The sequence below is a fragment of the Lactobacillus sp. CBA3606 genome (assembly GCF_002970935.1).
Classification (GTDB): Bacteria; Bacillota; Bacilli; order Lactobacillales; family Lactobacillaceae; genus Lactiplantibacillus.
Window position 1 is genome coordinate 1,984,209 of sequence record NZ_CP027194.1, and the last position, 24,205, is coordinate 2,008,413.

The window sequence follows — 24,205 nt, forward strand, 5'->3', positions numbered from 1 at the left end:
CAAGGAAACGAAAGCGCTTTACGGAAGGCGATGTGTTGATATCCTAATAAGGAGGTAACGATGATGACCAGCTTTTGGCAACAATTATTTCATCATGCGACAGTAACAAACACGGCGAGTTTAGCGGCTACAAAAGCTGAAAAATCAACGATTGATGAGTGGGTAATAGTACCAAAATATATTGATGTTGATCCCCGTGAACAGGTCATTCCAGCGTTGATTGCTGCTAGCGTAGCGGTTGATCAAGCTGCGAATAGTCAATTAAGTTTAAAACGGTTAGCCGTTCAAAATCCCGAAGCCCAATTAGTCAGTATTATTGCCAGTAGTTGTGCATTAGCTATGGGTGATAGAACGTTTGTTATCAAATCAATTAGAAAGCGAGTTGATCAGTACTAATGTTACGTAAATTTAAAATTACGATTGATGGTAAAGAATATTTAGTTGAGATGGAAGAAATTGGTGGTAACTCGTCACAACCAACGACGCTTCAATCAGTAGCACCAACGTCAGCCCCAGCCCCTGTGGCTACGGAGGCAGCATCAGTTCAGGCATCGCAGCCGGTTACAGATGCGACTGCAATGGTTGCCCCAATGCCGGGGGCAATTATTAAAATATTAGTGGCACCTGGTGATCAGGTGAAAGAAAATCAACCGTTAATGGTCTTAGAAGCTATGAAGATGGAAAATGAAATTGTCGCTAATCAAGCGGGAGTAGTGGCTGCCATTTATGTGACTAAAAATGACACGGTCAATGCAGGTGATGCGCTAATTAGACTTAGCTGAAGGGAGTAAGACTGTGGAGACATTGATTCAAGGCATTGCATCAATTACCTTAGGCCAAATTGCGATGATGCTAATTGGCGGTATCTTAATTTATTTAGGTATCAAAAAAGAATATGAACCAACTTTGCTAGTGCCAATGGGATTAGGTGCGATTTTAGTTAATTTTCCCGACACAGGGGTTTTAACCCAAGTCATTGGAGGGACCAAGGCAGAAGGCGTCTTAGATGTTCTCTTTAAAGCCGGTATTACCACGGAATTATTTCCATTATTAATTTTCATTGGGATTGGCGCCATGATTGATTTTGGTCCTTTATTACAAAATCCGTTTATGCTTTTATTTGGCGCCGCAGCTCAATTTGGTATTTTCTTTGTCATCATCGTAGCTGTTTTATTTGGTTTTGATATTAAAGAAGCTGCCTCAATTGGTATTATTGGCGCAGCAGATGGACCGACTGCAATTTTTGTTTCAAATCAATTGGCGCAAAATTTATTGGGGCCAATTACGGTGGCCGCCTATTCGTATATGGCATTAGTCCCGATTATTCAACCATTGGCAATTAAGGCGGTTACGACCAAAAAAGAGCGTCAAATTCGAATGACTTATAAGGCAGAAAGCGTTTCTAAAACGACGAAGATTTTGTTCCCGATTATTGTCACTATTTTGGCAGGTTTTATTGCGCCAATCTCATTACCATTAGTTGGCTTTTTGATGTTTGGTAATCTATTGCGGGAATGTGGCGTTTTGGATCGGTTAGCAGCTACGGCGCAAAATGAATTGGTTAATATTGTCAGCATTTTGTTAGGGCTAACTATTTCAGTGAAGTTACAAGCTGCTCAATTTTTGAATTTACAAACTTTGATGATTATCGCTTTTGGGCTAGTGGCATTCGTTATGGACTCTATTGGCGGTGTTTTGTTTGCCAAACTGTTAAATGTCTTTCGACGAGAAAAAATTAATCCCATGATTGGGGCTGCCGGTATTTCAGCGTTTCCAATGTCTAGTCGAGTCATCCAAAAAATGGCTTCGGATGAGGACCCTAAGAACTTTGTCTTGATGTATGCTGTCGGGGCTAATGTTTCGGGTCAGATTGGTTCAGTTATTGCAGGGGGCCTATTACTATCATTCTTTATGTAGAAAGGAGCCGGTATCATGGTTGAAAATTTAAAAATTGCATTTGAATTAATGGGTTTTGGTATGGGTGGCGTTTTCTTGGTATTATTCATCATTTTTTTAATTGCCAAGTTACTGTTGAAACTATTACCGGCTAAGTGAGACCAATATGATGGTAGTAAAACAATTGTGGTTTCAGTTTGATCCAAGCGTCAGACAACAGTGGCGGGACTTGCTAGTAGCAGCCCAATTAGTGCCAGATGAGCAAGTTGATTATACGGTCGGAATTTACGATGGTGCGCAATTAATTGGAACCGGCTCACTTTATCAAAATATTATTAAGGAAGTTGCAATTGATCCAACAGCTACTCAACAAAATTTGTTGGCACCGCTAATTAAAGCTTTGTTGGATCGATTGGATGAAACCAAATATGAGTCAGCTTTTGTTTATACCAAGCCTATGACAGCGCCTTATTTTGAAGCAATGGGATTTAAAGTGATTGTTACTACGGATGAAGTAAGTTTATTGGAATGGGGTTATCCTAATTTCGATGACTATCAGGCCTACTTGCGTCAATATCAGCGTCCAAGTAAGCAGGCTGCTGCTATTGTGATGAATGCGAATCCGTTTACGTTAGGGCATCAATATTTAATTGATCAAGCTTTAAAAAGTAGTGATGTGGTGTATGTTTTTGTTGTTTCTGAAGACCGCTCTCAATTTAAAACTGCAACTCGTTTAGCGATGGTGAGACGTGCCGTAGCAGGAAATCAGCGGGTCGTGGTCTTAGAAACGGCTCATTATTTAGTTTCAAATGCGACTTTTCCGACGTATTTTTTGAAAGATCAGGCCGATTTGATGCTTGCAAAAACGCAGGCTCGCTTAGATGCGACGTTATTTTTAACTAAAATTAAACCGGTGCTAGCCATTCAACAACGATTAGTTGGGGCAGAACCAGATTCGCCAGTGACGCAGGTTTATAACGACCAGTTGGCACAAGTTTTTGCAAGTCAACTATCATTGACAGTTGTGCCAAGGTTACGACAAGCGGGGCAACCAATTAGTGCAACCATTGTGCGGCAGGCGCTATCAAATGGTGATTGGGCCACTGTTGAACGCCAGGTACCACCAATTAATTATCAATTTTTGAAAGGAAGTTAGACGATGTCAACATCTCAAACAGTTACCGTGGGAACCTTAGAATCAAGTGATTTAATGATTACACTCAAACCTAATAATAGTGGTATTCAAGTTGAATTAGAGAGCAACGTAAAAAAACAATTTGGTACTCACATTACAGCTTTAATTATTGAAACGCTACAGCATTTTGGTGTGGTGGATATTCAGGTGACGGCTGTGGATAAAGGGGCTTTGGACTGTACCATTAAAGCTCGTACGATTGCAGCCATTTATCGTTTACAAGGAAAAACCGATTATGATTGGAAGGTGATTGACGCATGGAACGCTTAAGAAGAACCATGATGTTTGTCCCTGGAGCTAATCCGGCCATGTTACGCGACGCTATCTTATATGGTGCCGATTCGGTCATGTTTGACTTAGAGGACGCTGTTTCAATAAAGGAAAAAGACACAGCCCGCATATTAGTTTATTCTGCCTTAAAAACATTTGACTATACGGCAGTTGAAACGGTAGTGCGAGTGAATGCGTTGGATGCTGGTGGTAAGCAAGATATTGAAGCCATGATTTTAGGCGGCATTGATGTGATTCGCTTGCCTAAGACGGAAACTGCGCAAGATATTGTAGCCGTTGATGAAACGATCACAGCTGTTGAAACTAAGTATCAGTTAACCGTTGGTCGCACTAAAATGATGGCGGCGATTGAATCGGCTGAGGGTGTTTTGAATGCACGTGAGATTGCTAAAGCTTCTAATCGAATGATTGGTATTGCGTTAGGGGCCGAGGATTACGTGACAAGCCAGAAAACTCGGCGATACGCGGACGGGGCTGAATTATTTTTTGCCCGTAATTATATCTTACATGCTGCTCGTGCTGCTGGAATTTCCGCCATTGATACCGTTTATTCGGACGTTGACAATGAAACTGGGTTGCAACGCGAAACTGAATTAATTAAGCAACTTGGTTTTGATGGTAAGTCGGTTATTAATCCACGTCAGATTCCAATTATTAATCGCGTTTATGCACCAACTAGTCAAGAAGTACAAAAAGCGCAAGAAATGATGGCGGGGATTAAAGCGGCTGAAGCTAAAGGGGCTGGCGTGATTGCGGTTAATGGTCAAATGGTGGATAAACCAGTGGTTGAACGGGCTGAGCGCGTTTTGGCTTTAGCAAAAGCAACTAATATGGAGGTGAACTAAAGATGGTCGTTAATCAAGTGAAACGTGAGATTCCAGCAAAATATGCGACGCAATATGGGGTCTATACTGGTGAATTTACACATATTGAACACTATCAGGAGGCAACCCGCCGGATAAAGCCACTTCAGCCATATACCAGTAAATTAGTTGCCAGTATTCACGATGCCATTGTTAAGACCGGCTTAAAAGATGGCATGACGATTTCATTTCATCACCATTTTCGGGAAGGCGATTATGTCATGAATTTGGTGTTGGCTGAAATTGCTAAGATGGGTATTAAAAACTTGTCAATTGCCCCAAGTTCGATTGCTAATGTGCATGCACCTTTAATTGACCATATCAAAAATGGCGTGGTCACTAATATTACCTCCAGTGGGTTACGTGATAAGGTTGGCGCGGCTATTTCCAGTGGCATTATGGCTAATCCAGTTGTTATTCGATCACATGGAGGTCGCGCCCGGGCAATTGTACGAGGCGATATTCATATTGATATTGCTTTTTTAGGCGCCCCAAGTGCCGATATCTATGGCAATATTAATGGCACGCATGGCAAGGCTACTTGCGGTTCATTGGGATATGCCATGGTTGATGCTAAGTATGCTGATCAAGTGGTCGCAATCACCGATACCTTAATGCCTTATCCAAATACCCCCATCAGCATCCCTCAAACCGATGTGGATTACGTGGTTCAAGTGGATGAAATCGGTGATCCAGATGGCATTGCCAAAGGGGCTACCCGGTTTACTAAGAATCCGAAAGAATTATTAATTGCCGAATATGCGGCTAAAGTCATTACGGCTTCAAGCTATTTCAAAACTGGCTTTTCTTTTCAGACCGGAAGTGGCGGGGCAGCACTCGCAGTGAGTCGTTTTTTGCGCCAAACAATGATTGATCAAGATGTTAAAGCGAGTTTTGCGCTTGGTGGCATTACCAATGCCATGGTTGAGATGCAACAAGAAGGTTTAGTTGATAAGCTAATGGATGTGCAAGACTTTGATCACCCAGCAGCCATTTCGTTGGCTGAAAATACCAATCATTATGAAATTGATGCGACCATGTATGCCTCGCCATTGAGCAAAGGGGCCGTCATTAATCAATTAGATGTGGCAATCTTATCAGCTTTAGAAATTGATACTGACTTTAATGTTAACGTTATTACAGGGTCAGATGGTATTTTGCGTGGTGCGTCTGGTGGTCATTGTGATACGAGTGCCGCTTGTAAGTTAAGCGTGGTGATTGCACCGGTGGTTCGTGGTCGCATCCCAACTATTGTAGATGCAGTAACGACTGTAATTACGCCAGGCGCCAGTGTTGACGTGGTTGTGACTGAACTAGGAATTGCGATTAATCCACAACGACCAGACCTAATTACAATGTTTAAAGATTTAAAAGTCCCTCAGTTAACGATTACAGAACTTAAAGACCGAGCATATGCGATTACTGGCGTACCAGCTAAGATTGAACATGGTGATCAAACCGTAGCCTTAATTGAGTATCGGGATGGAACCTTAATTGATGTGGTTAAAAATGTCTAATCCCTTTCAGAATTTGACTGGGCCGGCCATTACCTTACCACAAATGTTAGCGACTAGAGATTGGCGGTCTGACCAGCAATTAAAGCTGCTGCAAACTTACCTTGGTACAACCTTGATTTGGTCTTCTGTCCGGATTCCAGGGCCGATTAAAACCGGCCCACGGCTCGTGACTGCGTACCAAGCGATATTGGCACACTTGAATCAATATTATGGGGTGCGAGTACTGGCATCAGGGCAATTTGATTGGGCCACTGGCTTTGAGTTTTACTTGATTTTGAATCAAACTGCCAGCACAGTTAAGCAGCATTTAATTACGATTGAACAGAATCCTGGTTTTAGTCAGTTATGTGACTTAGATGTTTTAACATTAGTCAATAACCAGTTACACCAGACTAATCGGCACGGATTGGATTTACCGGTGCGTCCTTGTTTGATTTGTGGTGCAGATGCTAAAGTTTGTAGTCGGTCACGTCGGCACGGGCTAGTTGATGTTCAGCGGACCGTTGATGAGATTATCACAGTAGGGTGGCGAGAAATTTGAGTAAGCAAAAAGTTGAACTTACGGAAACGGTTTTACGTGATGGCCAGCAAAGCTTAATTGCGACGCGGATGCCAATCACAGATATGGTCCCAATCTTGGATAAATTAGATCAAGCTGGCTATCACGCGCTAGAGGTTTGGGGGGGAGCGACTTTTGATGCCTGTTTACGTTATTTAGATGAAGATCCTTGGGAACGATTACGAGTCATTCGAAAGCATACGCACCGGACGAAGTTGCAAATGTTACTACGAGGTCAAAACATTTTAGGTTATAAAAATTATGCCGATGATGTTGTAACAGCTTTTGTACAAAAATCGTTGGCTAATGGGATTGATATCATTCGGATGTTTGATGCGCTAAATGATACACGTAACTTAAAAACAGCTTTGGCTGCAACCAAAAAGTATGGTGGGCATGCGCAAATGACGATTGCGTATACAACTAGTGATTTTCACACGATTCCATACTACGTTAAGTTAGCTAAAGAAATGACGGCAATGGGAGCCGATTCACTCTGTATTAAGGATATGGCTGGTATTTTAACGCCGCAACGTGCCTATGATTTAGTTAGTGAATTGAAAGCCACGATTGCAATTCCAATTGAAATTCATACACATGCGACGAGTGGCATTGCAACGATGACTTATTTAAAGGCAATCGAAGCTGGTGCTGATATTATTGATACGGCAAGTTCGCCATTTGCAGGGGGGACCAGTCAGCCAGCTACGGAATCAATGTTAGTTGCTTTGAAAGACTTAGGTTATGACTTACGGGTTAATCCAACGCTAGCAGCTGAAATTGCAGCCTATTTTGCGCCAATTCGGGATCGCTTTCGTCAAGATGGTGGCTTGAATCCGAAAGTAATGGATGTTCAGCCGAAATCTCTGCGCTATCAAGTGCCCGGTGGAATGTTGTCGAATTTGTTAGCACAGCTTAAAGATGCGGGACAAGAAATGTTATACGAGCAGGTCTTAAACGAAGTTCCTAAAGTTCGCGCTGATTTGGGATATCCACCGTTAGTGACACCATTATCGCAGATGGTTGGCACCCAATCCTTGATGAATGTGATGAGTGGTGAACGCTATCAGTTAATTCCAAATGAGATAAAAGACTATGTTCGTGGGTTATATGGTCGGTCGCCAGTGGCAATTTCTCCGGCGATGATTAAAAAAATTATTGGTGATGAGCAGCCAATTACGACTCGCCCAGCCGATGATATTGCACCGCAATTACCAGAATTCAAAGCAGAAATTGGAGACTATGCTCATAGCTTAGAGGATATTTTAACTTATGGATTATTCCCAGATCAAGGTCGTGATTTCTTAGGTCGCCGTGAAGATCGGTTCTATGACGTTCCGGTTCAAAAGATTCGGCTTGATTTTACGTCTGAAAGTTAGCAGCAAGTACTACTGAAAAAGCCGGAGGTCACAGCTCCGAGCTTTTTTAGTCCCAATAAACTATTTTTTATGCATGACGGAAAACGCTTACATACTCTGATATAATGGAAAGAAATAGGAGAAAAGCAAATGGATGCTACCGTGCAAGCAGTTGCTAATAATTTAGATTTGTCCCAGAATACCCCCCTTAAAGATGCGCTTTTGGATGCCTTGCGAAAAACTATCATTTTGGGTGATATTGCGGCTGGAACTCGCATTAATGAAAAGAAATTATCGGAAGGGTTAAATGTTAGTCGGACCCCCATTCGATATGCATTGCGACGGTTAGCCAGTGAAAATTTGGTTGAAAGCATTCCGGGCGTTAGTATGGTTGTACGGGGCATTACCATAAAAGATGCCTATGAAATATTTGATATTCGCAAAGAACTAGATGCATTGGCGACTCGCAAAGCGATGTTACGGATGACAGCGGTTGATTTTGAAACGCTGCGTGAACTTCTTGAGCAGACCGAACGAGAATTAGATGTGGTCCCGGACATCACCATGGTTAGCTATTTTACTGATTTTAACCAGTTTATTTATCAGCATTGTGAGATGCCGCATTTAGTAACAATTGTGTTTAAGTTACAAGCTTATTTAGTTTATTTTCGTGATATCTCAATCATGTCTCGTGAACGCCGGGCCTTAGCATTACAAGAACATTGGCGGATTTATCAAGCAATGGTTAATCAGGATGAGGCCCAAATAAATTTAATTATTCGTGAACACTTAGGACAGTCACTGCAATTTATTGTTAAAGAAATGAGGGCCCATAATCTTGATTAATGCTCATGATATGACGGTATTGCCACGCTTAGCACAACAATCATTACTGATTGAAGTATCTTTAGCACCGAAACCAGGGTTGGTAGATCCCTTTTCAGTGGGCGCACATGTTGATATGGACTATGATTTGTTTATAACTAGTATTCAAGCTTGGTCACCTTACTTAAAGCAATATTTGATGATTGGTGCAACTAGTTCAAAGTTAACAACCCTATTTGCGACTTTGCGGCAAGTTGGAGCACAAGGAGAGGCGGCAATGTTGACGGCCACCCACCAAGTCAATACGCATAAAGGTGCCAACTTTTCTTATGCTATTTTATTGGGTGCTTTGGGCTGGTGTTTAAAGACTCAGACGTTAAAACAAATATGTGCGCAACGTTTTACAACCGTTTTTCAGACGGTCAAAATGATGACGGCGGGAATTACGACAGCCGATTTTGCACATGTTTTAGCCAAATCACATTGGTCTTATGGCGAAGCACTTTATGTTAAGCAAGGGGTAACGGGAATTCGTGGTGAAGCTGAGGCTGGTTATCCAATGTTACAAAACGTTGCATTACCATTTTTAGCACAGCATGCTGATTTACCAGCGGCCTTGCGTTATTTGCAACTAATGGTTTACCTAATGGCGAAGCTCGAAGATGTTAATCTCCTACATCGTGGTGGCCGGTCTGGATTAATACGGGTTCAGCAGGCCGCTCAAGCTATTTTAGATCAAGGTTTAACAACTGCACCGAGTTGGGCAAAAGCGCTAAACAGCTTAGATCAGCAACTTATTGATTGGCATCTGAGTCCAGGTGGAACAGCTGATTTATTGGCGTTGAGTATTTTTTTTGACCAAGTGGTGGTATCACCGGTATCATGGGATGTAATCGCTAAGGGATCTAAACACGAAGTATGATACAATAAAAAAGAATCTAACTAAAATGATATTATAAGCAAATTTATAACGGGTTGAAGGGAATTAAAATCATGGCAGAGACAAAACCAACATATTATATTACGACACCGATTTATTACCCCTCGGGTAAACTACACATTGGGAACTCCTACACGACGATTGCGTGTGACACTCTAGCACGTTATAAGCGGGCGATGGGTTACGATGTCTTTTTCCTAACAGGGACGGATGAACACGGCTTAAAAATTGAAGAAAAAGCTGAAAAGCTAAATACTGATCCTAAAACTTATGTTGATGGGATGGCAAAACAAATTAAAGACTTATGGAAATTGTTGGAGATTTCCAATACTAAGTTTATTCGGACGACGGATGATTACCATGAACAGGCAGTCCAAACCATTTTTGAACGTTTGCTCAAAAAAGGTGATATTTATTTAGGTCATTATGAAGGCTGGTATTCCGTGGATGATGAAGAATACTTCACCGAAACGCAACTGGCCGAAGTCTATCATGATGATAACGGCAAAGTCATTGGTGGTAAAGCACCCAGTGGTCATGACGTTGAATTAGTTAAGGAAGAATCATACTTCTTTAAGATGAGTAAGTATGCAGACTGGTTGTTGGCGTATTACCAAGCCCATCCAGACTTTATTCAACCCGCTAATCGAATGAATGAAATGATTAACAACTTTATCAAGCCCGGGCTAGAAGACTTAGCAGTTTCACGGACGAGCTTTACTTGGGGCGTCCCAGTTAAGAGCAATCCTAAACATGTGGTCTACGTCTGGTTAGATGCGTTGATTAATTATATTACTGCCTTAGGTTATGCGACGGATGATGACCAGTTATTCAAGCAATACTGGCCAGCCGATGTGCAAATGGTTGGTAAAGAAATTGTACGTTTCCATACGATTTACTGGCCAATTATCTTGCATGCCTTAGACTTGCCTTTACCTAAGACAGTCTTTGGTCATGGGTGGTTATTGATGAAAGACGGTAAAATGTCGAAATCAAAGGGTAACGTGATTTATCCAGAAACCTTAGTGGAACGCTATGGTTTGGATGCGCTACGCTATTATTTAATTAAAGCCATGCCTTACGGTAATGATGGGTTATTTACACCGGAAGATTTTATTGCCCGGGTTAACTATGATCTCGCTAACGATTTGGGGAACTTGTTGAACCGAACCGTCGCAATGATTAATAAGTATGAAAATGGTCAAGTGCCAGCTTTAAAAACTGGGGTGACTGAATTTGACGCCGACTTAGAAGCAACGGCCAAAACTACGATTGACGCCTATAATGCGCGGATGAATGAGTTACATTTGGCTGACGCTTTAGGCGAAGTCTGGAAGTTAGTTAGCCGGACCAATAAATATATTGATGAGACTGCACCTTGGCAGTTAGCCAAAAGTGATGCAGCCGATGCAACGGCGCAATTAGCCAGTGTGATGGCGCATTTGGCTGCCAGTTTGCGGGTGATTGCTAGCTTGATTAGTCCAGTGATGACGCATGCGCCAAAGGAAATCTTTACCCAATTGGGTCTAGATCCAGCGAGTCTAACGTTAGCCGCATTAAAATTCAGTGACTTACCAGCCGCAACGCAGGTCGTTGCTAAAGGGACGCCAATTTTCCCACGGGTCGAGATGGACGCTGAAGTTGATTTCTTAAAGGGTCAAATGACCAAGTCAGATAAAAAGAAGGGTCGGGCCGCTATGGAAGCAGCGAAACACGAAGCCGAAGTTGAAAGCGATTGGAACCCCGCTGAAACTGAGCTTAATCTCACCAAAGATGCGATGACGATTGATGATTTTGATAAAGTTGAATTAAAAGTCGCTGAAGTCATTGCCGTTCAAAAATTAAAAGGGGCGGACAAACTGTTACAATTCCGATTAGATGCCGGTGATTCTGATCATCGTCAGATTCTTTCTGGAATTGCCAAATGGTATCCAGAACCAGATGTTTTAATTGGTAAGAAAGTGATCATCGTTGGTAATTTAAAGCCACGGAAATTGCGTGGTGAAATGAGCCAAGGTATGTTACTATCAGCTGAACATGATGGGGATGTACAACTAATCACGGTACCAGAAAACCTAGTGAATGGGTCCTTGATTTCATAAACATGGTTGCTTGAGAGCTTGGGATAATTAAAATCCAAGCTCTTTTTTTAACCACCGAAGTTTGGTTGTCAAAAGGCTAGCTTAAAGACGGTCAGCGGGTGCTTGCGTTGCATGGTAAAATCAATTAAGATACATTTTGGGTCAGCCGCGGCTAGTTGTCGGGTTGACGAAAGTTAGAAAGGGGCCGTGACATGCGGATTTTTGATTCCCATACCCATTTAAACAGTGAAGAATTTATTAACGAAGTTCCCAAGTATTTAGCCCAAGCGAAAGCGTTAGACGTAGTCCGAATGGCAATTGTGGGCTCAAATACGCAATTGAATGCCGTGGCTATTAAGTTGGCGACCACGTATCCTGAATTAGTTGCCATTGTTGGTTGGCATCCTGAAGATGCTAAGGATTATACGCCCGCAACGGAGGCCCAGTTGATTGACCAACTCCAATTACCAACGGTTGTGGCAGTTGGTGAGATTGGACTGGATTATCATTGGGATACGTCACCGCAAGCTGTGCAACGAAAGGTTTTTGCCCGGCAAGTGGCGATTGCTAAAGATTTACATTTACCGATTTCGGTGCATAATCGTGACGCATTTGAGGATACTTATCAGATTTTGAAAGCCGCTGATATTCGTGATATTGGCGGGGTCATGCATAGCTTTAACGGTGATCCAGAATGGCTTAAAAAGTTTTTGGATTTGGGCATGCACATCTCGTATAGTGGTGTCGCGTCGTTCAAGCATGCTGATGACGTGCATGCGTCGGTTCAACAAACGCCGAGTGATCGGTTGTTAGTTGAGACAGATGCACCGTATCTAACGCCGGAACCTTATCGGGGCAAGCAAAATGAACCCGGTTATACGCATTACGTGGTGGATGCCGTGGCGAAATTACGAGCAACGACGCCCACCGAAATTGCCGCCCAAACTTATCAAAATGCAGAGGAATTATTTAAGATTGAAAAAGATTAAAGAAGTTATTGTCGTCGAAGGTAAGGACGATACGAAACGATTAGCATTAGCGGTGAATGCCGATACGATTGAAACGAATGGGTCAGCAGTTTCGGCAGCAACCGTGGCACAAATCAAACGATTACAGGCCAGCCGAGGGGTGATTGTTTTTACTGACCCGGATTTCTCAGGTGAACGGATTCGGCGGATTGTTTCGGCAGCCGTTCCGGGGGTCCAGCATGCCTTTTTACCGCGTAAAGCGGGAGTGCCTACCAAGGCCGGTGGTAGTTTAGGGGTGGAACACGCTAGTCCAGCAGCCATTCGGACGGCCTTAGCCAATCTGTACACTGAAAACTTGAGCGAGCCGACGACCCTGATTACTAAAACGGACTTGATTCAGGCCGGGCTATTAGCTGGCCCTGCTGCCCGGCAGCGCCGTGAACAGCTCGGTGAATTACTAAAAATTGGCTACGTGAATGGCAAGCAATTGCCTAAGCGGTTGCAATTATTCCAAGTACAACCGGCTGATTTTTGGCAGGCCGTCGCACAACTACACACAGAGGAGACAAAATGAGTAAAGAAATTGATATTGCAAATCCCGCCCGCACGCAGGCCATTATTAATTCATATGGCTTACGTGTTAAGAAAAGCTTAGGTCAAAATTTCCTAACTGACCAAAATGTGTTGCATAATATTGTCGCTATTGCTGATATTAGTCCTGAAGATAATGTCATTGAAATTGGCCCCGGAATTGGGTCTTTGACGGAATATCTAGCGCGGGCGGCACATCAAGTGCTAGCCTTTGAAATTGATGATCGTTTATTACCAATTTTAGCTGAAACGTTAGCTGATTATGACAATATTGATGTGGTTAATCAAGATATTTTGAAAACGGATTTACCGGCAATGATTCAGACGCACTTAGACCCCACGCGACCATTAAAATTGGTGGCTAATCTGCCTTATTATATTACGACCCCTATCTTAATGAATTTATTGGCGGGCGATGTTAAGTTTGAAAATATTGTGGTCATGATGCAAAAAGAAGTCGCCGATCGGTTGTCAGCGGAACCAGGGACTAAAGCATATGGTTCTTTGACGATTGCAGTCCAATATCGGATGGCCGCAGAACTTGCACTAGTGGTGCCCCGTACCGTTTTTGTACCAGCACCCAATGTGGATTCAGCGATTGTGAAGTTAACGGCATTGCCAACACGGACGCACGTGCCATTTGATGAAGCCGCGTTCTTTAAAGTTGTTAAGGCCGGTTTTGCCCATCGGCGTAAGAATTTGTGGAATAATTTGCAGAGTTTGTTCGGGAAACAGCCTGAAACGCGAACGTTGATTCAAGCTGCGTTGGATCAGGCTGAGATTGATCCGAAAATTCGGGCGGAACGCCTAACGGTCGATGCGTTTATTACCTTGACGGATGCCTTACATGCCGTTGGTTTAATTGCGGCCTAATTGGTCTATAAAACAGTTGCACATTAGAAAACCTTGTGATATAATATTGACTTTTTAGTGAAAAGCTAGTATAGTAGTTTCACATGAGGAGGTTTCTGAATGCCAATTTCACTAGCTGCAATTAAAGATAAGCTTGACGCTCGCATTGGGCAACACATGAAAGTGGTTGCACAAGCGGGCCGTAAAAAGACCACTGAACGTCATGGTATCTTGAAAGAAACGTACCGTTCTGTATTTGTCGTTGATTTAGACCAACAAGAAAACTCTTTTGAACGGGTCTCATACAGTTACACAGATGTGTTAACGAAAAACGTTCAAATCGCCTTTGAAGATGAAACAACTGAAGCTTAATTCGCCACGTGCGAACTCTCAATACTAAGACCCGCAGCAAGGTCTTTTTATTTTGCCCTGATATTAGTATAATTGTATCAAAGTAAGATAACGACCCAGATAATCGCGGTCATAAAAGAGGGTGAGACGCGTGCAGATCGTGGAAAAAGCGCCGGCTAAAATCAACTTGGGCTTAGATACGTTGTTTGAACATCAAAACGGTGCCAAGGAATGGAATATGGTGATGACGTCGGTTGATTTAGCCGATTACGTGCAGATTGAGACCCTAAAAGCTAATCGGATTGAAGTGGCGACGGATAGTGGCTTTCTGCCGAACGATCGGCGAAATCTCGCCTTTCAAGCGGTAAGCTTATTAAAACGCCAGTATCATATTCGGAGTGGCGTGCGGATTAAAATAAAAAAAGCGATTCCAGTTGCGGCCGGATTAGGTGGCGGCTCCTCGGATGCGGCCGCTGTTTTACGGGGGCTCAATCGGTTGTGGGAACTTAATTTAGATTTAGCCACCCTGGCGCGCTTGGGCTTACAGATTGATTCGGATGTGCCTTATTGTGTTTATAGCCAGACCGCTCATGTGACAGGCAAAGGGGAATTAGTGCGACCGCTCCCCAAGTTGCCGCCGTTGTGGATTGTACTCGCTAAGCCTAAAATCAGTGTTTCCACGCCGAATATCTTGCGGCAAGTCGATTATCGACAATTAACCACTCATCCGGAGATTCCGGGGTTGATTGCTGGCGTCCAGTCAGGTAATCTAGAACAGATTTTTCAGCATATGGGCAATGTGTTAGAGCCAATCACGGCTAATCGTTATCCAGAAATTATGCAAATTAAACAACAATTATTAACCTTTGGGGCAGATGCTGCGCAGATGAGTGGCACGGGCCCAACCGTGTTTGGCGTTTGTCGCAAGCGTTCGCGTGCCCAGCGCGTCTATAATTCGCTCAAAGGTTTTTGTCGGGAAGTTTATCTGGTCCGCCCGGTGAATCTAATGGATCGTTAACGGTAATCACTAAAGCGGGTGGCTTAATTGGTCAGTGCCGCTTTTTTTCATTAAGCAATGGCTGAACCCAGCACAAATGGGGTGAGGTGTGGTTAAATTGAAAGAAATGGGGTGGATGGATAATGAAGCAAACAACTAAATTAGGGTTAACTTTAGCGGGCGTGGCTGGTGCCACAACCTATGTCGGTGCTTTGTTGGGTGGTGCTGTCGCTTATCAAGTCGCCATGCACGTGAGCGACGAGCAGAAACAGCGAGGTCAACAATTATCACGGTCAGAAAATACTGAAATCGAAAATTTTTGGTACGATAAACAACCCCAACAACAATGGCAGCTGCAAAGTTTTGATGGCTTGAACTTAGTTGCCACGTATCTCCCCAATCCTAAAACAACTAAGCGGTTGGTCATTTTGGCCCACGGTCTCAATCATTCACGTGAACAGATGATTCCCTATGCGCGTATTTTCATGAGCCTGGGGTACGCTGTGCTGATGCCAGATGCGCGCGCTTTTGGTGATAGCGATGGGCATACGATTGGTTATGGTTGGTTAGATCGGTTGGATTACGACCGTTGGATAGCCATGGCTTTGACACAATTAGGCGCTGATATCGAAATCGTTTTGATGGGGATTTCGATGGGGGCAGCGACGGTTATGGCGACCAGTGGCGACCCCTTGCCTGAAAATGTTAAAGCAATCGTGGAAGATAGTGGTTATGCGGATTTATATGATGAAGCTAAATTTCGCTTGACGCACCAATTTCATTTACCAGCTTATCCCATCATGCCGCTGGCGAATCAAATTGCGCGTCGCAGTGCTGGCTACGCATTCAATGATGGTCACATTTTACAACAAGTTCAAACGGGGGCCTTGCCGATTCTGATTATTCATGGCATGCATGATACGACGGTACCGGTCCGCAATGCGCACCAGCTTTACAATCGGGTGGCGCAGCAAAAAGGCTTGTATATTGATGCCGATGCGGGCCACGTCCAAGCAATCCGCACGCATCCAGATCGGTATCAAGCTGTGGTAAGTGAATTCTTGACTGAACAAGTGGGGTTAATCTCCTAAGTAGTTGAGCTAGTCAGTTTACATGCTGGCAGAGCTAAGTTAACGCGATCAAGCTGATCGCGTTTTTTTGATTTGGCATTGACCTATTGACAAATTGGCGGTTTCAGGTAAACTAAAATAGTAATCATTACTATTTACCTTATTTAGAGAGATGGGGGTTAGACTATGACGGAACCCTTAATAGCCGTCCAACATTTGGAAATCAGTTTTCCAAATAATCAAGTTTTTAAAGATTTAGATTTTAAGATTCAACGTGGTGATTTTTTGACCGTCATTGGTGAAAATGGCGTTGGCAAAACGACTTTAATTCGGGCCTTATTAGGCATGTTGAAGCCTAGTGCGGGTCAGATTAAGTATTATCCCAATAAAGCTGCGATTAAAGTCGGTTATGTCCCGCAATTTCGTAACTTGGATCAGGAATACCCACTAACTATTGAAGATTTTGTCGGCTTGAATGTGCGAGGCTGGTTACCTTGGTTATCAAAGGCGGAACATCAACAAGTTCAGACGGCGATGGCGGTGACTAATGTCAAAAAAATCAAGCAACGGCAGCTCGGGATGGCTTCCGGTGGTGAAAAACAACGGGCTTACTTAGCGCAAGCTATTGTTGAACAGCCACAACTGTTGATTCTAGATGAGTCAACTGCGAGTTTAGATAACGAAATGAAATATGAATTATTAGATTTGGTGCAAAACTTGAATCAAACGAGCGATATTACCGTGGTATTTGTGACCCATGATTTTCCGTTAGCGAAGCAATATGCCAAGCATTATTTAGCGTTGAAGCCGGGGTATCAACAGTTTGGTTCGATTGACGAGATGTCGGTGGCCCAACTAAAGGAGGTCACAAATGTTTAGTTTAGCTTTTATGCGGAATGCCTATTTTGCGGGAACGTTTATTGCAATTATTTGTGGCACTATCGGCGTCTTTGTGATTGCCCGTAATTTGTCATTTTTGACGCATACCTTATCCGAGATTGGATTTGCCGGTGCTGCCTTTGGCATTTTTATGGGCTGGACGGCGTTGACTGGGATGCTGATTTTTACGGTCATTAGTTCCGTGATTGTCGGTCAGATGAGTGTGAAGCAGTCACGACGAGAAGCCTCGATTTCAGCTATTTCAGCATTGTTTATTGGCTTAGGGATTTTATTTTTATCGCTATCAAATCAAACGTCGAGTTACGCTACCAGCATCTTGTTCGGTAGTGTGATTGGGATTGCCCAAGCCGATGTGATTCGAGTGGCCGTATTGTCAGGATTGGTTATTCTAGTGATGTTGGGGTTATATCGCCCCTTAAAATTCGATTCTTTCGATGCGATTGGCGCCAAAGTCAGTGGATTGTGGACGACGGCGATTTCAGTGGTTTTCCTTGTCTTAGTTGCCATGAGTGTTAGTGTGGCAGCCCAGATTGTTGGATCTTTGTTAATTTTCATCCTATTAACGTTACCGGCAGCCGCTGCCCGTTACTTTGTGCATACTGTCAGCAAAATGATTGGGTTATCAATTGTTTTTGCACTGATTGGGGTCTGGCTAGGCCTGTATTTGAGTTACGTGACGAATCTACCGGTCAGTTTCTTTATTGCTTCAATCGAGTGTCTTTTTTATTTTTCGGCTTTAGGTTACCAACGATTACGGGTTGGCAGTTAACTTGGGTCGTCTAGACGTGCACTGACGGCTAAGCCGTTAGTGGGCGCCTTTTTTTATTGTTCTCGATTTAACCAAAAATTTAGGTATTAAATCACTATTTAACGAATGATATTAAGAAATTCCGATTGTTTTCTAAAAAGATAGCAAAAGACTACCTAATTTCCGAACGTTTGTGTTATCATTTTGCATAGACTTTAAAAAAGATGATTTAGGTTGAGGTGGAAACATGAAAGTACGTAGAAGCGAACGTTTAATTGATATGACGCGCTATTTGTTGGAACGACCCCATACATTGGTCTCGTTAACTTATTTTGCAGCGCGTTACGAATCAGCTAAGTCTTCCATTAGTGAAGACTTGACGATTTTGAAACGCACCTTCCAGATGCGCGGTACCGGAATTCTAGAAACGATTCCAGGTGCTGCGGGAGGCGCTCGCTTTATTCCTTATATCTTAAAAGAAGAAGCCCAAGCATTTATTGATAAAATGACGGACTTAGTTGCTGATAAGGATCGGGTTTTACCCGGCGGCTATATTTACTTATCCGATATTTTGGGGCAACCAGAAATTTTGCGGCAAGTGGGTCGAGTGATTGCAACGCAATACTTGAATCAAAAAATTGACGCAGTGATGACGGTAGCCACCAAGGGAATTCCAATTGCCCAGAGTGTGGCAACTTATTTGAACGTGCCTTTCGTGATTGTCCGCAACGATTCTAAAATTACTGAAGGCTCTACGGTTAGTGTGAACTATGTTTCCGGTTCTTCTGAACGCATTAAAAAAATGGAATTATCGAAACGTAGTTTAACCGAAGGCGCCAATGTTTTAATTGTGGATGACTTTATGAAGGGCGGCGGCACCATTAACGGGATGAAGACGTTAATTGAAGAATTTGATGCTAATTTAATTGGGATTACCGTCTTTGCCGAAGCCGCCTTTACAGGTAACCGATTGATTGATGACTATACGTCATTGCTACAGGTCACTAATGTCAACGATAATGAAAAAGCAATCAAAGTTATTCCTGGTAATTATTTAGAGAAGGTTTTTGGGGCGGAAGTCTAAAGGCCATGTTTTTGAACCCGTTCTTTGGTATGATTAAGTGAATTGAAGACTAAGGAGAAATTTTGTTATGACAACCAAAAATGCAATCATCATGGCCGCTGGTAAAGGGACCCGGATGAAATCCAAGTTAGTCAAAGTGCTTCATCAAGTTTGTGGTAAGGCGATGGTTGACCACGTGTTGACCCAAGTTGAAGCTACTTCGATGAATAAGATTGTGACCATTGTGGGTCATGGTGCTAAAGACGTGGAGGCGGCTTTAGGTGACCGGACCTATTATGCGGAACAAACAGCCCAACTAGGAACTGGCCATGCCGTCCTACAAGCTGAAGATTTATTACGTGACGCTGACGGGATGACCTTAATTGTGAGTGGGGATACGCCGTTATTCCGGGCTGAAACTTTCCAAGAATTGTTTGAATACCATCAAGCAAAGAAAGCCGCTGGGACCGTATTGACCTCAGAAGCGCCTGACCCACAAGGCTATGGGCGAGTTGTTCGCAATCATTTAGGTATTGTTGAAAAGATCGTTGAACAAAAAGATGCGACTAAAGCCGAACAAGCGATTCATGAAATCAATACTGGTGTTTACTGTTTTGATAACCGGAAATTATTTGCAGCATTACATCAAGTGACCGATGATAACGCACAAGGTGAATATTATTTAACTGATGTGATTCAGATTATGAAGGCCCAAGGCGATATTGTCGCCGCTTACCGGATGAGTGATTTTGATGAATCCATGGGTGTTAATACGCGCGCAGCATTGGCTCAAGCCACGAAGGTTATGCAAAAACGAATTAATACCGCTCATATGGCTAATGGGGTGTCAATTATTGATCCCGCAGCGACGTATATTGATGCTGGTGTTAAAATTGGGGCCGATACAGTTGTGGAACCGGGGGTTTTAATTAAAGGCCAGACGACGATTGGTTCAGATTGCTTTATTGGCGCACATTCAGAAATTCATGATATGACAATTGAAGACCGAGTGACCGTTACGTCGTCATTCTTAGAAGATTCCATCATGCATGCGGATAGCAATATTGGCCCTTATAGTCATTTGCGACCACAAGCTGAGATTGGGGAACATGTCCACTTAGGTAACTTTGTGGAAGTGAAGAAAGCCCAAATTGGCGCGCGGACAAAGGTCGGTCACTTAACTTATGTTGGTGATGCGACTTTAGGCAAGGATATTAACGTGGGTTGTGGTGTTGTCTTTATCAATTATGATGGGGTCAATAAACATCATACTAACGTTGGTGATGCGGCCTTCATCGGGAGCAATTCCAATGTCATCGCACCAGTTGAAGTTGCTGATCATTCCTTTATTGCTGCGGGTTCGACGATTACGGATGATGTTAATTTCCACGATATGGCGATTGCACGTGCCCGTCAAACCAATAAACCAGACTATTGGAAAAAATTACCACATGAGCCAGAAAATAATTAGACTATAATTAAAAACAAATCAGCGACATAATACTGATTTGACTGAAAAGTTGCTAGGAAAGACTCGTTTTTGAGTTTTTCCTAGCAACTTTTTTTGACCGGCAGATTAAGCCCTTAGTCATCGTAACAAAACCAAAGTTATTATTTAATTCAGCTTGCCTGCTCGGTAGGCTTGGGCTTCAAGCTGGCGTACGTGAATAATTGTCCGTAAATTCGTATCAATAATCGGCTGGTGTAGTCGTTCGACCGCCATGAGTTTTTTGAGTGTTGCCTGACCAGCAATTGCGTCGCCAAAATAAAGGGCCCAGATGGCTAACCAAAATTGACGACCGAGGCGGCCATCCCAGGTTAAGCGGGTCGGTTCGAGTGCTTGAAATTTAGGTGCCAAAGCACGAGCATAATCAAATTCGCGCCAGTTAAGGTAAGTTTGTAACACAGCCCCATAGTAGTCAATTAGAGCAGTCAAAACGTGGAATGGATCCCCCAAGGTTGTTTGATACCGGTGGCAATTTTGTACCATTTTAAGCGTAAAGTCAGCTAGCGCGGCAATGCCGGCGTCACTTGCGACCAAGGCGGGGAGCAAGTTGGCTAATTTTAATTCTTGCACCGTCCAAGTCTTGGTTTGACGTAAGTGTTGATAGGCCGGTTGGATCGCAGTAGTGAGAGGCATTTGTCGATGATCAAAGGCAATTAAACGGATACTTGTATAGCTAGCAACCAGGCGTTCATAAGCTTTAGGACTATGTTGATGATCACGTACCCAATTAGTTAAAAAAGTAAAGTTTTGGTCATAATAAGCCTGAGTGGTGATTAACAAAGCTTGATCGAGTGGTGAAGACTGATAGTGTTGGGCAATAAACCGGTATTCGTCAACTGAGACGCCTAAATTATCTAGAATGGCGAAGAGTTTCGTCGCTGCAATATCATGCTGTCCATGTTCAAATCGGGTTGCAAAAGATCGTGAGACGATGCCTGAATAGATTTCTTTTTGAGAAAAGCCCTTATCTAAACGAATTTGTTTGACGGTTAGACCGAGAGTTATCATTGTAACCTCCTTAAGGTGGCCTATATGCCACCTAATCAATCGTTGTAACATGACTATGCCACGTAAACTAAGGGTTAGTCAATTAGGGAGGTCTTGAACATTGCACATGATATTGAGAAATCGCACCGTTCAAACGCTAGTTAGCGCCAACTTTTTTTCAACGTTGGGGGTCAGCTTGTTTAATATTATTTTGTTAACCTATGCCAAGAGTTTTACGCAGCCCAAACTATTGGTTTCAATCGTGTCCATAGCAACCGTTTTACCGAGTGCTTTTGGTGTTCTGGCCGGTCGAGCGGCGGATCAGACTAAGCGGAAACCGCGGTTGATGATTCAGACCAAGTTAGTGCAAGCGGGCTTGTATTTAGTGCTAGCACAGATGATTAATCAGCATACCGTTTGGATTTTTTACGTGGTCGTCGCCATTAACGTGAGTTCTGATACGCTTGGTAATTACGGTAGTAGCTTGTTTACCCTAGTGTTGCAGGCCCGCATCGCAGCTAGCGACCGACAACAAGCGTTAGGTCTGAATCAGAGTGTCGGGACATTGGTTCAACCGATTGGGCAAGCGTGCGGGGTCGCTGTATTGGCAGCAACGCATAACTATGCATTGGCGGGCGACTTGAATGCCATTGCCTTTTTATTGGCGGCGGTCTGCCTGCAACTCGGTCATGCCACAATCAAAATGCCTGTGACTAGCCAATTGCCAGCACCACACTCACAGCCGCCGGTATGGCCGGCTTTGCAGCCAGTATTACGTGAAGTGATGCAACTATCGGCAATTAGCGGATTAGGACTTGTGATGGGGTGTAACCTGTTGGCTAACGGATTAACCGCCACGTTGAATCTATTCTTTATTGATCGCGCTAATCAGTTACCGGTCAGCTATAGTGTTGCCCTGCTATTAGTGGATTTGGGCTTTGTTGGCGGAACGATAGTTGGTGGTCTGACAAAAAAAACTTGGTTAGATCGACTCAGTATACAGCAACTCATCATCAGCATTGCTGGCTGCTTGGCCGGCGAGTTTCTCGTGCTACTGATATATCCCCATTTGGGGGCGATTTTGTTAGGCACCTTTAGTTTGGCCTGTTTGACTGGTAAGTTGGATCCTAAGTTTTTTGCTTTGATGATGGTCAAAGCCGATTCGCAACAATTAGGTGCAATTTTTGGCCTAATTAGCACGGCCGTCATGTTGGCAACACCAATCGGTAGCTTGGGATTTGTTTTAAGCTATAATATCGGCGGGGCCACACCGACTTTTGCGGTCGGACTGATGCTAGCATTAGGTCTACTGGGGTGGCTTCAGTTGGCAAAACGGTGACTGGATTTGGTTAACGTTGAACGGGATGATCGAATAACGTCATAAAAATAAAGGTGTTCGGGAAAAAATCACTAACACAGTTCGCTTAAGCTGAGCCTAAATTTGTGATAACGGTTTCGTTTTGTTTGGTTTAAGTCGGCATGACCGTAAAATCCGAACGAATTTCACCTCACGAAACTTTAATATTAAAGTAACAACGGCGTTAAAAACCCGAAATAGCTACTGCTAGCCCAGTCTAATGCAATTTATAACGGTTAAGGGGGCTTGCTTTTCGGCCCCAAAATGCATATTATTTATATGTAATAAGTTTTGAATGGAGGAAATTATGTCAGAACAGTATTTTGATCCAAAGTTGAAGATTTTTGCTTTGAATTCAAATAAACCATTGGCAGAAAAAATTGCTGAAGCCGTTGGTGTTAAGTTAGGTAAGACATCCGTCGATCGGTTTAGCGATGGCGAAATTCGCATTAACATTGAGGAAAGTATTCGTGGTGACCAAGTTTACATCATCCAATCCACCTCAGCACCAGTTAATGATAACCTAATGGAATTATTGATTATGATTGATGCGTTACGGCGGGCTAGTGCTAAGACCATCAATGTGGTCATCCCTTACTATGGGTATGCACGTCAAGACCGTAAAGCGCGTTCGCGGGAACCAATCACTGCCAAGCTAGTTGCTAACATGCTGGAAACAGCTGGGGCAACTCGGATTTTGGCACTTGATTTACATGCTGCTCAAATTCAAGGATTTTTTGATATCCCATTGGATCATTTAATGGGAGCACCGCTGTTGGCTGACTATTTCTTAACGCATCACTTAGCTGAAAATGCCGTTGTGGTTTCACCAGATCATGGTGGGGTGACTCGGGCGCGGAAGTTAGCTGAATTCTTAAAGGCCCCAATTGCCATTATTGACAAGCGGCGGCCACGGGCTAACGTTGCTGAAGTGATGAATATTATCGGTGATGTGAAGGGCAAACGGGCCATCATGATTGATGATATGATTGATACTGCTGGGACGATTACCCTAGGGGCGCAAGCCTTGATGGATGCTGGTGCGACGGATGTCTATGCTAGCTGTACGCATCCAGTCCTTTCAGGCCCAGCAATTGAACGGATTGAAAAGTCACCAATCAAGAAATTAATTGTGACAGATTCGATTGCTTTACCCGCTGAAAAGCAGATTGATAAGATTGTTCAAGTTTCCGTGGGACAATTGATGGGTCAAGCCATTAAGTTCATTCATGAAAACAAACCAGTTAGTCCATTGTTCAAAAATCGGTTCCATAACGAAGAAAACTAGA

General features: G+C 43.3%; 26 protein-coding genes. 25 read left to right on the plus strand and 1 reads right to left on the minus strand.

Going from position 1 to position 24,205, the window contains the following annotated elements:
- Positions 1-60: 60 nt before the first annotated feature.
- The 23 genes from C5Z26_RS09615 (at position 61) to glmU (ending at position 20,536) form a co-directional block, all read left to right on the plus strand.
- A complete protein-coding gene (locus C5Z26_RS09615) occupies positions 61-396 on the plus strand; it encodes a hypothetical protein (protein ID WP_158682833.1) in 336 nt (111 codons plus the stop codon).
- Positions 396-782, plus strand: a complete 387-nt coding sequence (locus C5Z26_RS09620) for an acetyl-CoA carboxylase biotin carboxyl carrier protein subunit (protein ID WP_105449744.1) — start codon at positions 396-398, stop codon at positions 780-782. The genes C5Z26_RS09615 and C5Z26_RS09620 overlap by 1 nt, the downstream gene beginning before the upstream one ends.
- A gap of 13 nt (positions 783-795) precedes the next feature.
- On the plus strand, positions 796-1,917 hold the full coding sequence (locus C5Z26_RS09625; protein WP_105449745.1) for a sodium ion-translocating decarboxylase subunit beta: 1,122 nt from the start codon (positions 796-798) through the stop codon (positions 1,915-1,917).
- A gap of 15 nt (positions 1,918-1,932) precedes the next feature.
- Positions 1,933-2,055, plus strand: coding sequence for an OadG-related small transporter subunit (locus C5Z26_RS12750; RefSeq protein ID WP_255414932.1), 123 nt, complete (start codon positions 1,933-1,935; stop codon positions 2,053-2,055).
- 7 nt (positions 2,056-2,062) lie between these two features.
- Entirely contained in the window at positions 2,063-3,052 is a 990-nt protein-coding gene (citC, locus tag C5Z26_RS09630) for a [citrate (pro-3S)-lyase] ligase (RefSeq protein ID WP_105449746.1), read from the plus strand.
- A gap of 3 nt (positions 3,053-3,055) precedes the next feature.
- On the plus strand, positions 3,056-3,361 hold the full coding sequence (gene citD / locus C5Z26_RS09635; RefSeq protein ID WP_105449747.1) for a citrate lyase acyl carrier protein: 306 nt from the start codon (positions 3,056-3,058) through the stop codon (positions 3,359-3,361).
- On the plus strand, positions 3,349-4,227 hold the full coding sequence (gene citE, locus C5Z26_RS09640) for a citrate (pro-3S)-lyase subunit beta (protein ID WP_105449748.1): 879 nt from the start codon (positions 3,349-3,351) through the stop codon (positions 4,225-4,227). Before citD ends, citE begins: the two co-directional genes overlap by 13 nt.
- Positions 4,228-4,229: 2 nt before the next feature.
- A complete protein-coding gene (gene citF / locus C5Z26_RS09645) occupies positions 4,230-5,762 on the plus strand; it encodes a citrate lyase subunit alpha (RefSeq protein ID WP_105449749.1) in 1,533 nt (510 codons plus the stop codon).
- Positions 5,755-6,303 carry a citrate lyase holo-[acyl-carrier protein] synthase gene (citX, locus tag C5Z26_RS09650; RefSeq protein ID WP_158682834.1) on the plus strand — a complete coding sequence of 183 codons (549 nt, stop codon included), beginning with the start codon at positions 5,755-5,757 and terminating at the stop codon, positions 6,301-6,303. Before citF ends, citX begins: the two co-directional genes overlap by 8 nt.
- Complete coding sequence (locus C5Z26_RS09655) at positions 6,300-7,700, plus strand: oxaloacetate decarboxylase subunit alpha (RefSeq protein WP_105449751.1); 1,401 nt, start codon at positions 6,300-6,302, stop codon at positions 7,698-7,700. The genes citX and C5Z26_RS09655 overlap by 4 nt, the downstream gene beginning before the upstream one ends.
- A gap of 129 nt (positions 7,701-7,829) precedes the next feature.
- The gene (locus C5Z26_RS09660) at positions 7,830-8,525 is read left to right on the plus strand and encodes a GntR family transcriptional regulator (protein ID WP_105449752.1); all 696 of its coding nucleotides are present in this window, start codon (positions 7,830-7,832) and stop codon (positions 8,523-8,525) included.
- A gap of 10 nt (positions 8,526-8,535) precedes the next feature.
- Positions 8,536-9,426: a triphosphoribosyl-dephospho-CoA synthase CitG gene (gene citG, locus C5Z26_RS09665; RefSeq protein WP_105450172.1), complete on the plus strand. Its 891-nt coding sequence runs from the start codon at positions 8,536-8,538 to the stop codon at positions 9,424-9,426.
- A 71-nt stretch (positions 9,427-9,497) separates the two neighbouring features.
- Positions 9,498-11,546 (plus strand): methionine--tRNA ligase, encoded by a 2,049-nt coding sequence (metG, locus tag C5Z26_RS09670; RefSeq protein WP_105449753.1) that lies wholly within the window; start codon positions 9,498-9,500, stop codon positions 11,544-11,546.
- A 191-nt stretch (positions 11,547-11,737) separates the two neighbouring features.
- Positions 11,738-12,514 (plus strand): TatD family hydrolase, encoded by a 777-nt coding sequence (locus tag C5Z26_RS09675; protein WP_105449754.1) that lies wholly within the window; start codon positions 11,738-11,740, stop codon positions 12,512-12,514.
- Positions 12,501-13,067, plus strand: coding sequence for a ribonuclease M5 (gene rnmV / locus C5Z26_RS09680; protein WP_105449755.1), 567 nt, complete (start codon positions 12,501-12,503; stop codon positions 13,065-13,067). Before C5Z26_RS09675 ends, rnmV begins: the two co-directional genes overlap by 14 nt.
- On the plus strand, positions 13,064-13,957 hold the full coding sequence (gene rsmA / locus C5Z26_RS09685; RefSeq protein WP_105449756.1) for a 16S rRNA (adenine(1518)-N(6)/adenine(1519)-N(6))-dimethyltransferase RsmA: 894 nt from the start codon (positions 13,064-13,066) through the stop codon (positions 13,955-13,957). Before rnmV ends, rsmA begins: the two co-directional genes overlap by 4 nt.
- A gap of 99 nt (positions 13,958-14,056) precedes the next feature.
- Positions 14,057-14,308, plus strand: coding sequence for a Veg family protein (locus C5Z26_RS09690; protein ID WP_105449757.1), 252 nt, complete (start codon positions 14,057-14,059; stop codon positions 14,306-14,308).
- Between the two features lie 130 nt (positions 14,309-14,438).
- A complete protein-coding gene (ispE, locus tag C5Z26_RS09695) occupies positions 14,439-15,305 on the plus strand; it encodes a 4-(cytidine 5'-diphospho)-2-C-methyl-D-erythritol kinase (protein WP_105449758.1) in 867 nt (288 codons plus the stop codon).
- A gap of 122 nt (positions 15,306-15,427) precedes the next feature.
- Positions 15,428-16,375: an alpha/beta hydrolase gene (locus tag C5Z26_RS09700; protein ID WP_105449759.1), complete on the plus strand. Its 948-nt coding sequence runs from the start codon at positions 15,428-15,430 to the stop codon at positions 16,373-16,375.
- Positions 16,376-16,540: 165 nt separating this feature from the next.
- Positions 16,541-17,233 carry a metal ABC transporter ATP-binding protein gene (locus C5Z26_RS09705; RefSeq protein WP_105449760.1) on the plus strand — a complete coding sequence of 231 codons (693 nt, stop codon included), beginning with the start codon at positions 16,541-16,543 and terminating at the stop codon, positions 17,231-17,233.
- Positions 17,226-18,023 (plus strand): metal ABC transporter permease, encoded by a 798-nt coding sequence (locus C5Z26_RS09710; RefSeq protein ID WP_105449761.1) that lies wholly within the window; start codon positions 17,226-17,228, stop codon positions 18,021-18,023. Before C5Z26_RS09705 ends, C5Z26_RS09710 begins: the two co-directional genes overlap by 8 nt.
- A gap of 226 nt (positions 18,024-18,249) precedes the next feature.
- On the plus strand, positions 18,250-19,086 hold the full coding sequence (purR, locus tag C5Z26_RS09715; protein ID WP_105449762.1) for a pur operon repressor: 837 nt from the start codon (positions 18,250-18,252) through the stop codon (positions 19,084-19,086).
- A 67-nt stretch (positions 19,087-19,153) separates the two neighbouring features.
- Entirely contained in the window at positions 19,154-20,536 is a 1,383-nt protein-coding gene (glmU, locus tag C5Z26_RS09720) for a bifunctional UDP-N-acetylglucosamine diphosphorylase/glucosamine-1-phosphate N-acetyltransferase GlmU (RefSeq protein ID WP_105449763.1), read from the plus strand.
- 144 nt (positions 20,537-20,680) lie between these two features.
- On the opposite strand, the gene C5Z26_RS09725 is transcribed toward glmU, so the two are convergent.
- Entirely contained in the window at positions 20,681-21,580 is a 900-nt protein-coding gene (locus tag C5Z26_RS09725) for a helix-turn-helix domain-containing protein (RefSeq protein ID WP_105449764.1), read from the minus strand.
- A gap of 175 nt (positions 21,581-21,755) precedes the next feature.
- Here C5Z26_RS09725 and C5Z26_RS09730 point away from each other — a divergent pair, with 175 nt between their 5' ends.
- The gene (locus tag C5Z26_RS09730) at positions 21,756-22,898 is read left to right on the plus strand and encodes an MFS transporter (protein ID WP_234005674.1); all 1,143 of its coding nucleotides are present in this window, start codon (positions 21,756-21,758) and stop codon (positions 22,896-22,898) included.
- A gap of 325 nt (positions 22,899-23,223) precedes the next feature.
- Complete coding sequence (locus C5Z26_RS09735; RefSeq protein WP_105449766.1) at positions 23,224-24,204, plus strand: ribose-phosphate diphosphokinase; 981 nt, start codon at positions 23,224-23,226, stop codon at positions 24,202-24,204.
- Position 24,205: the final 1 nt, after the last annotated feature.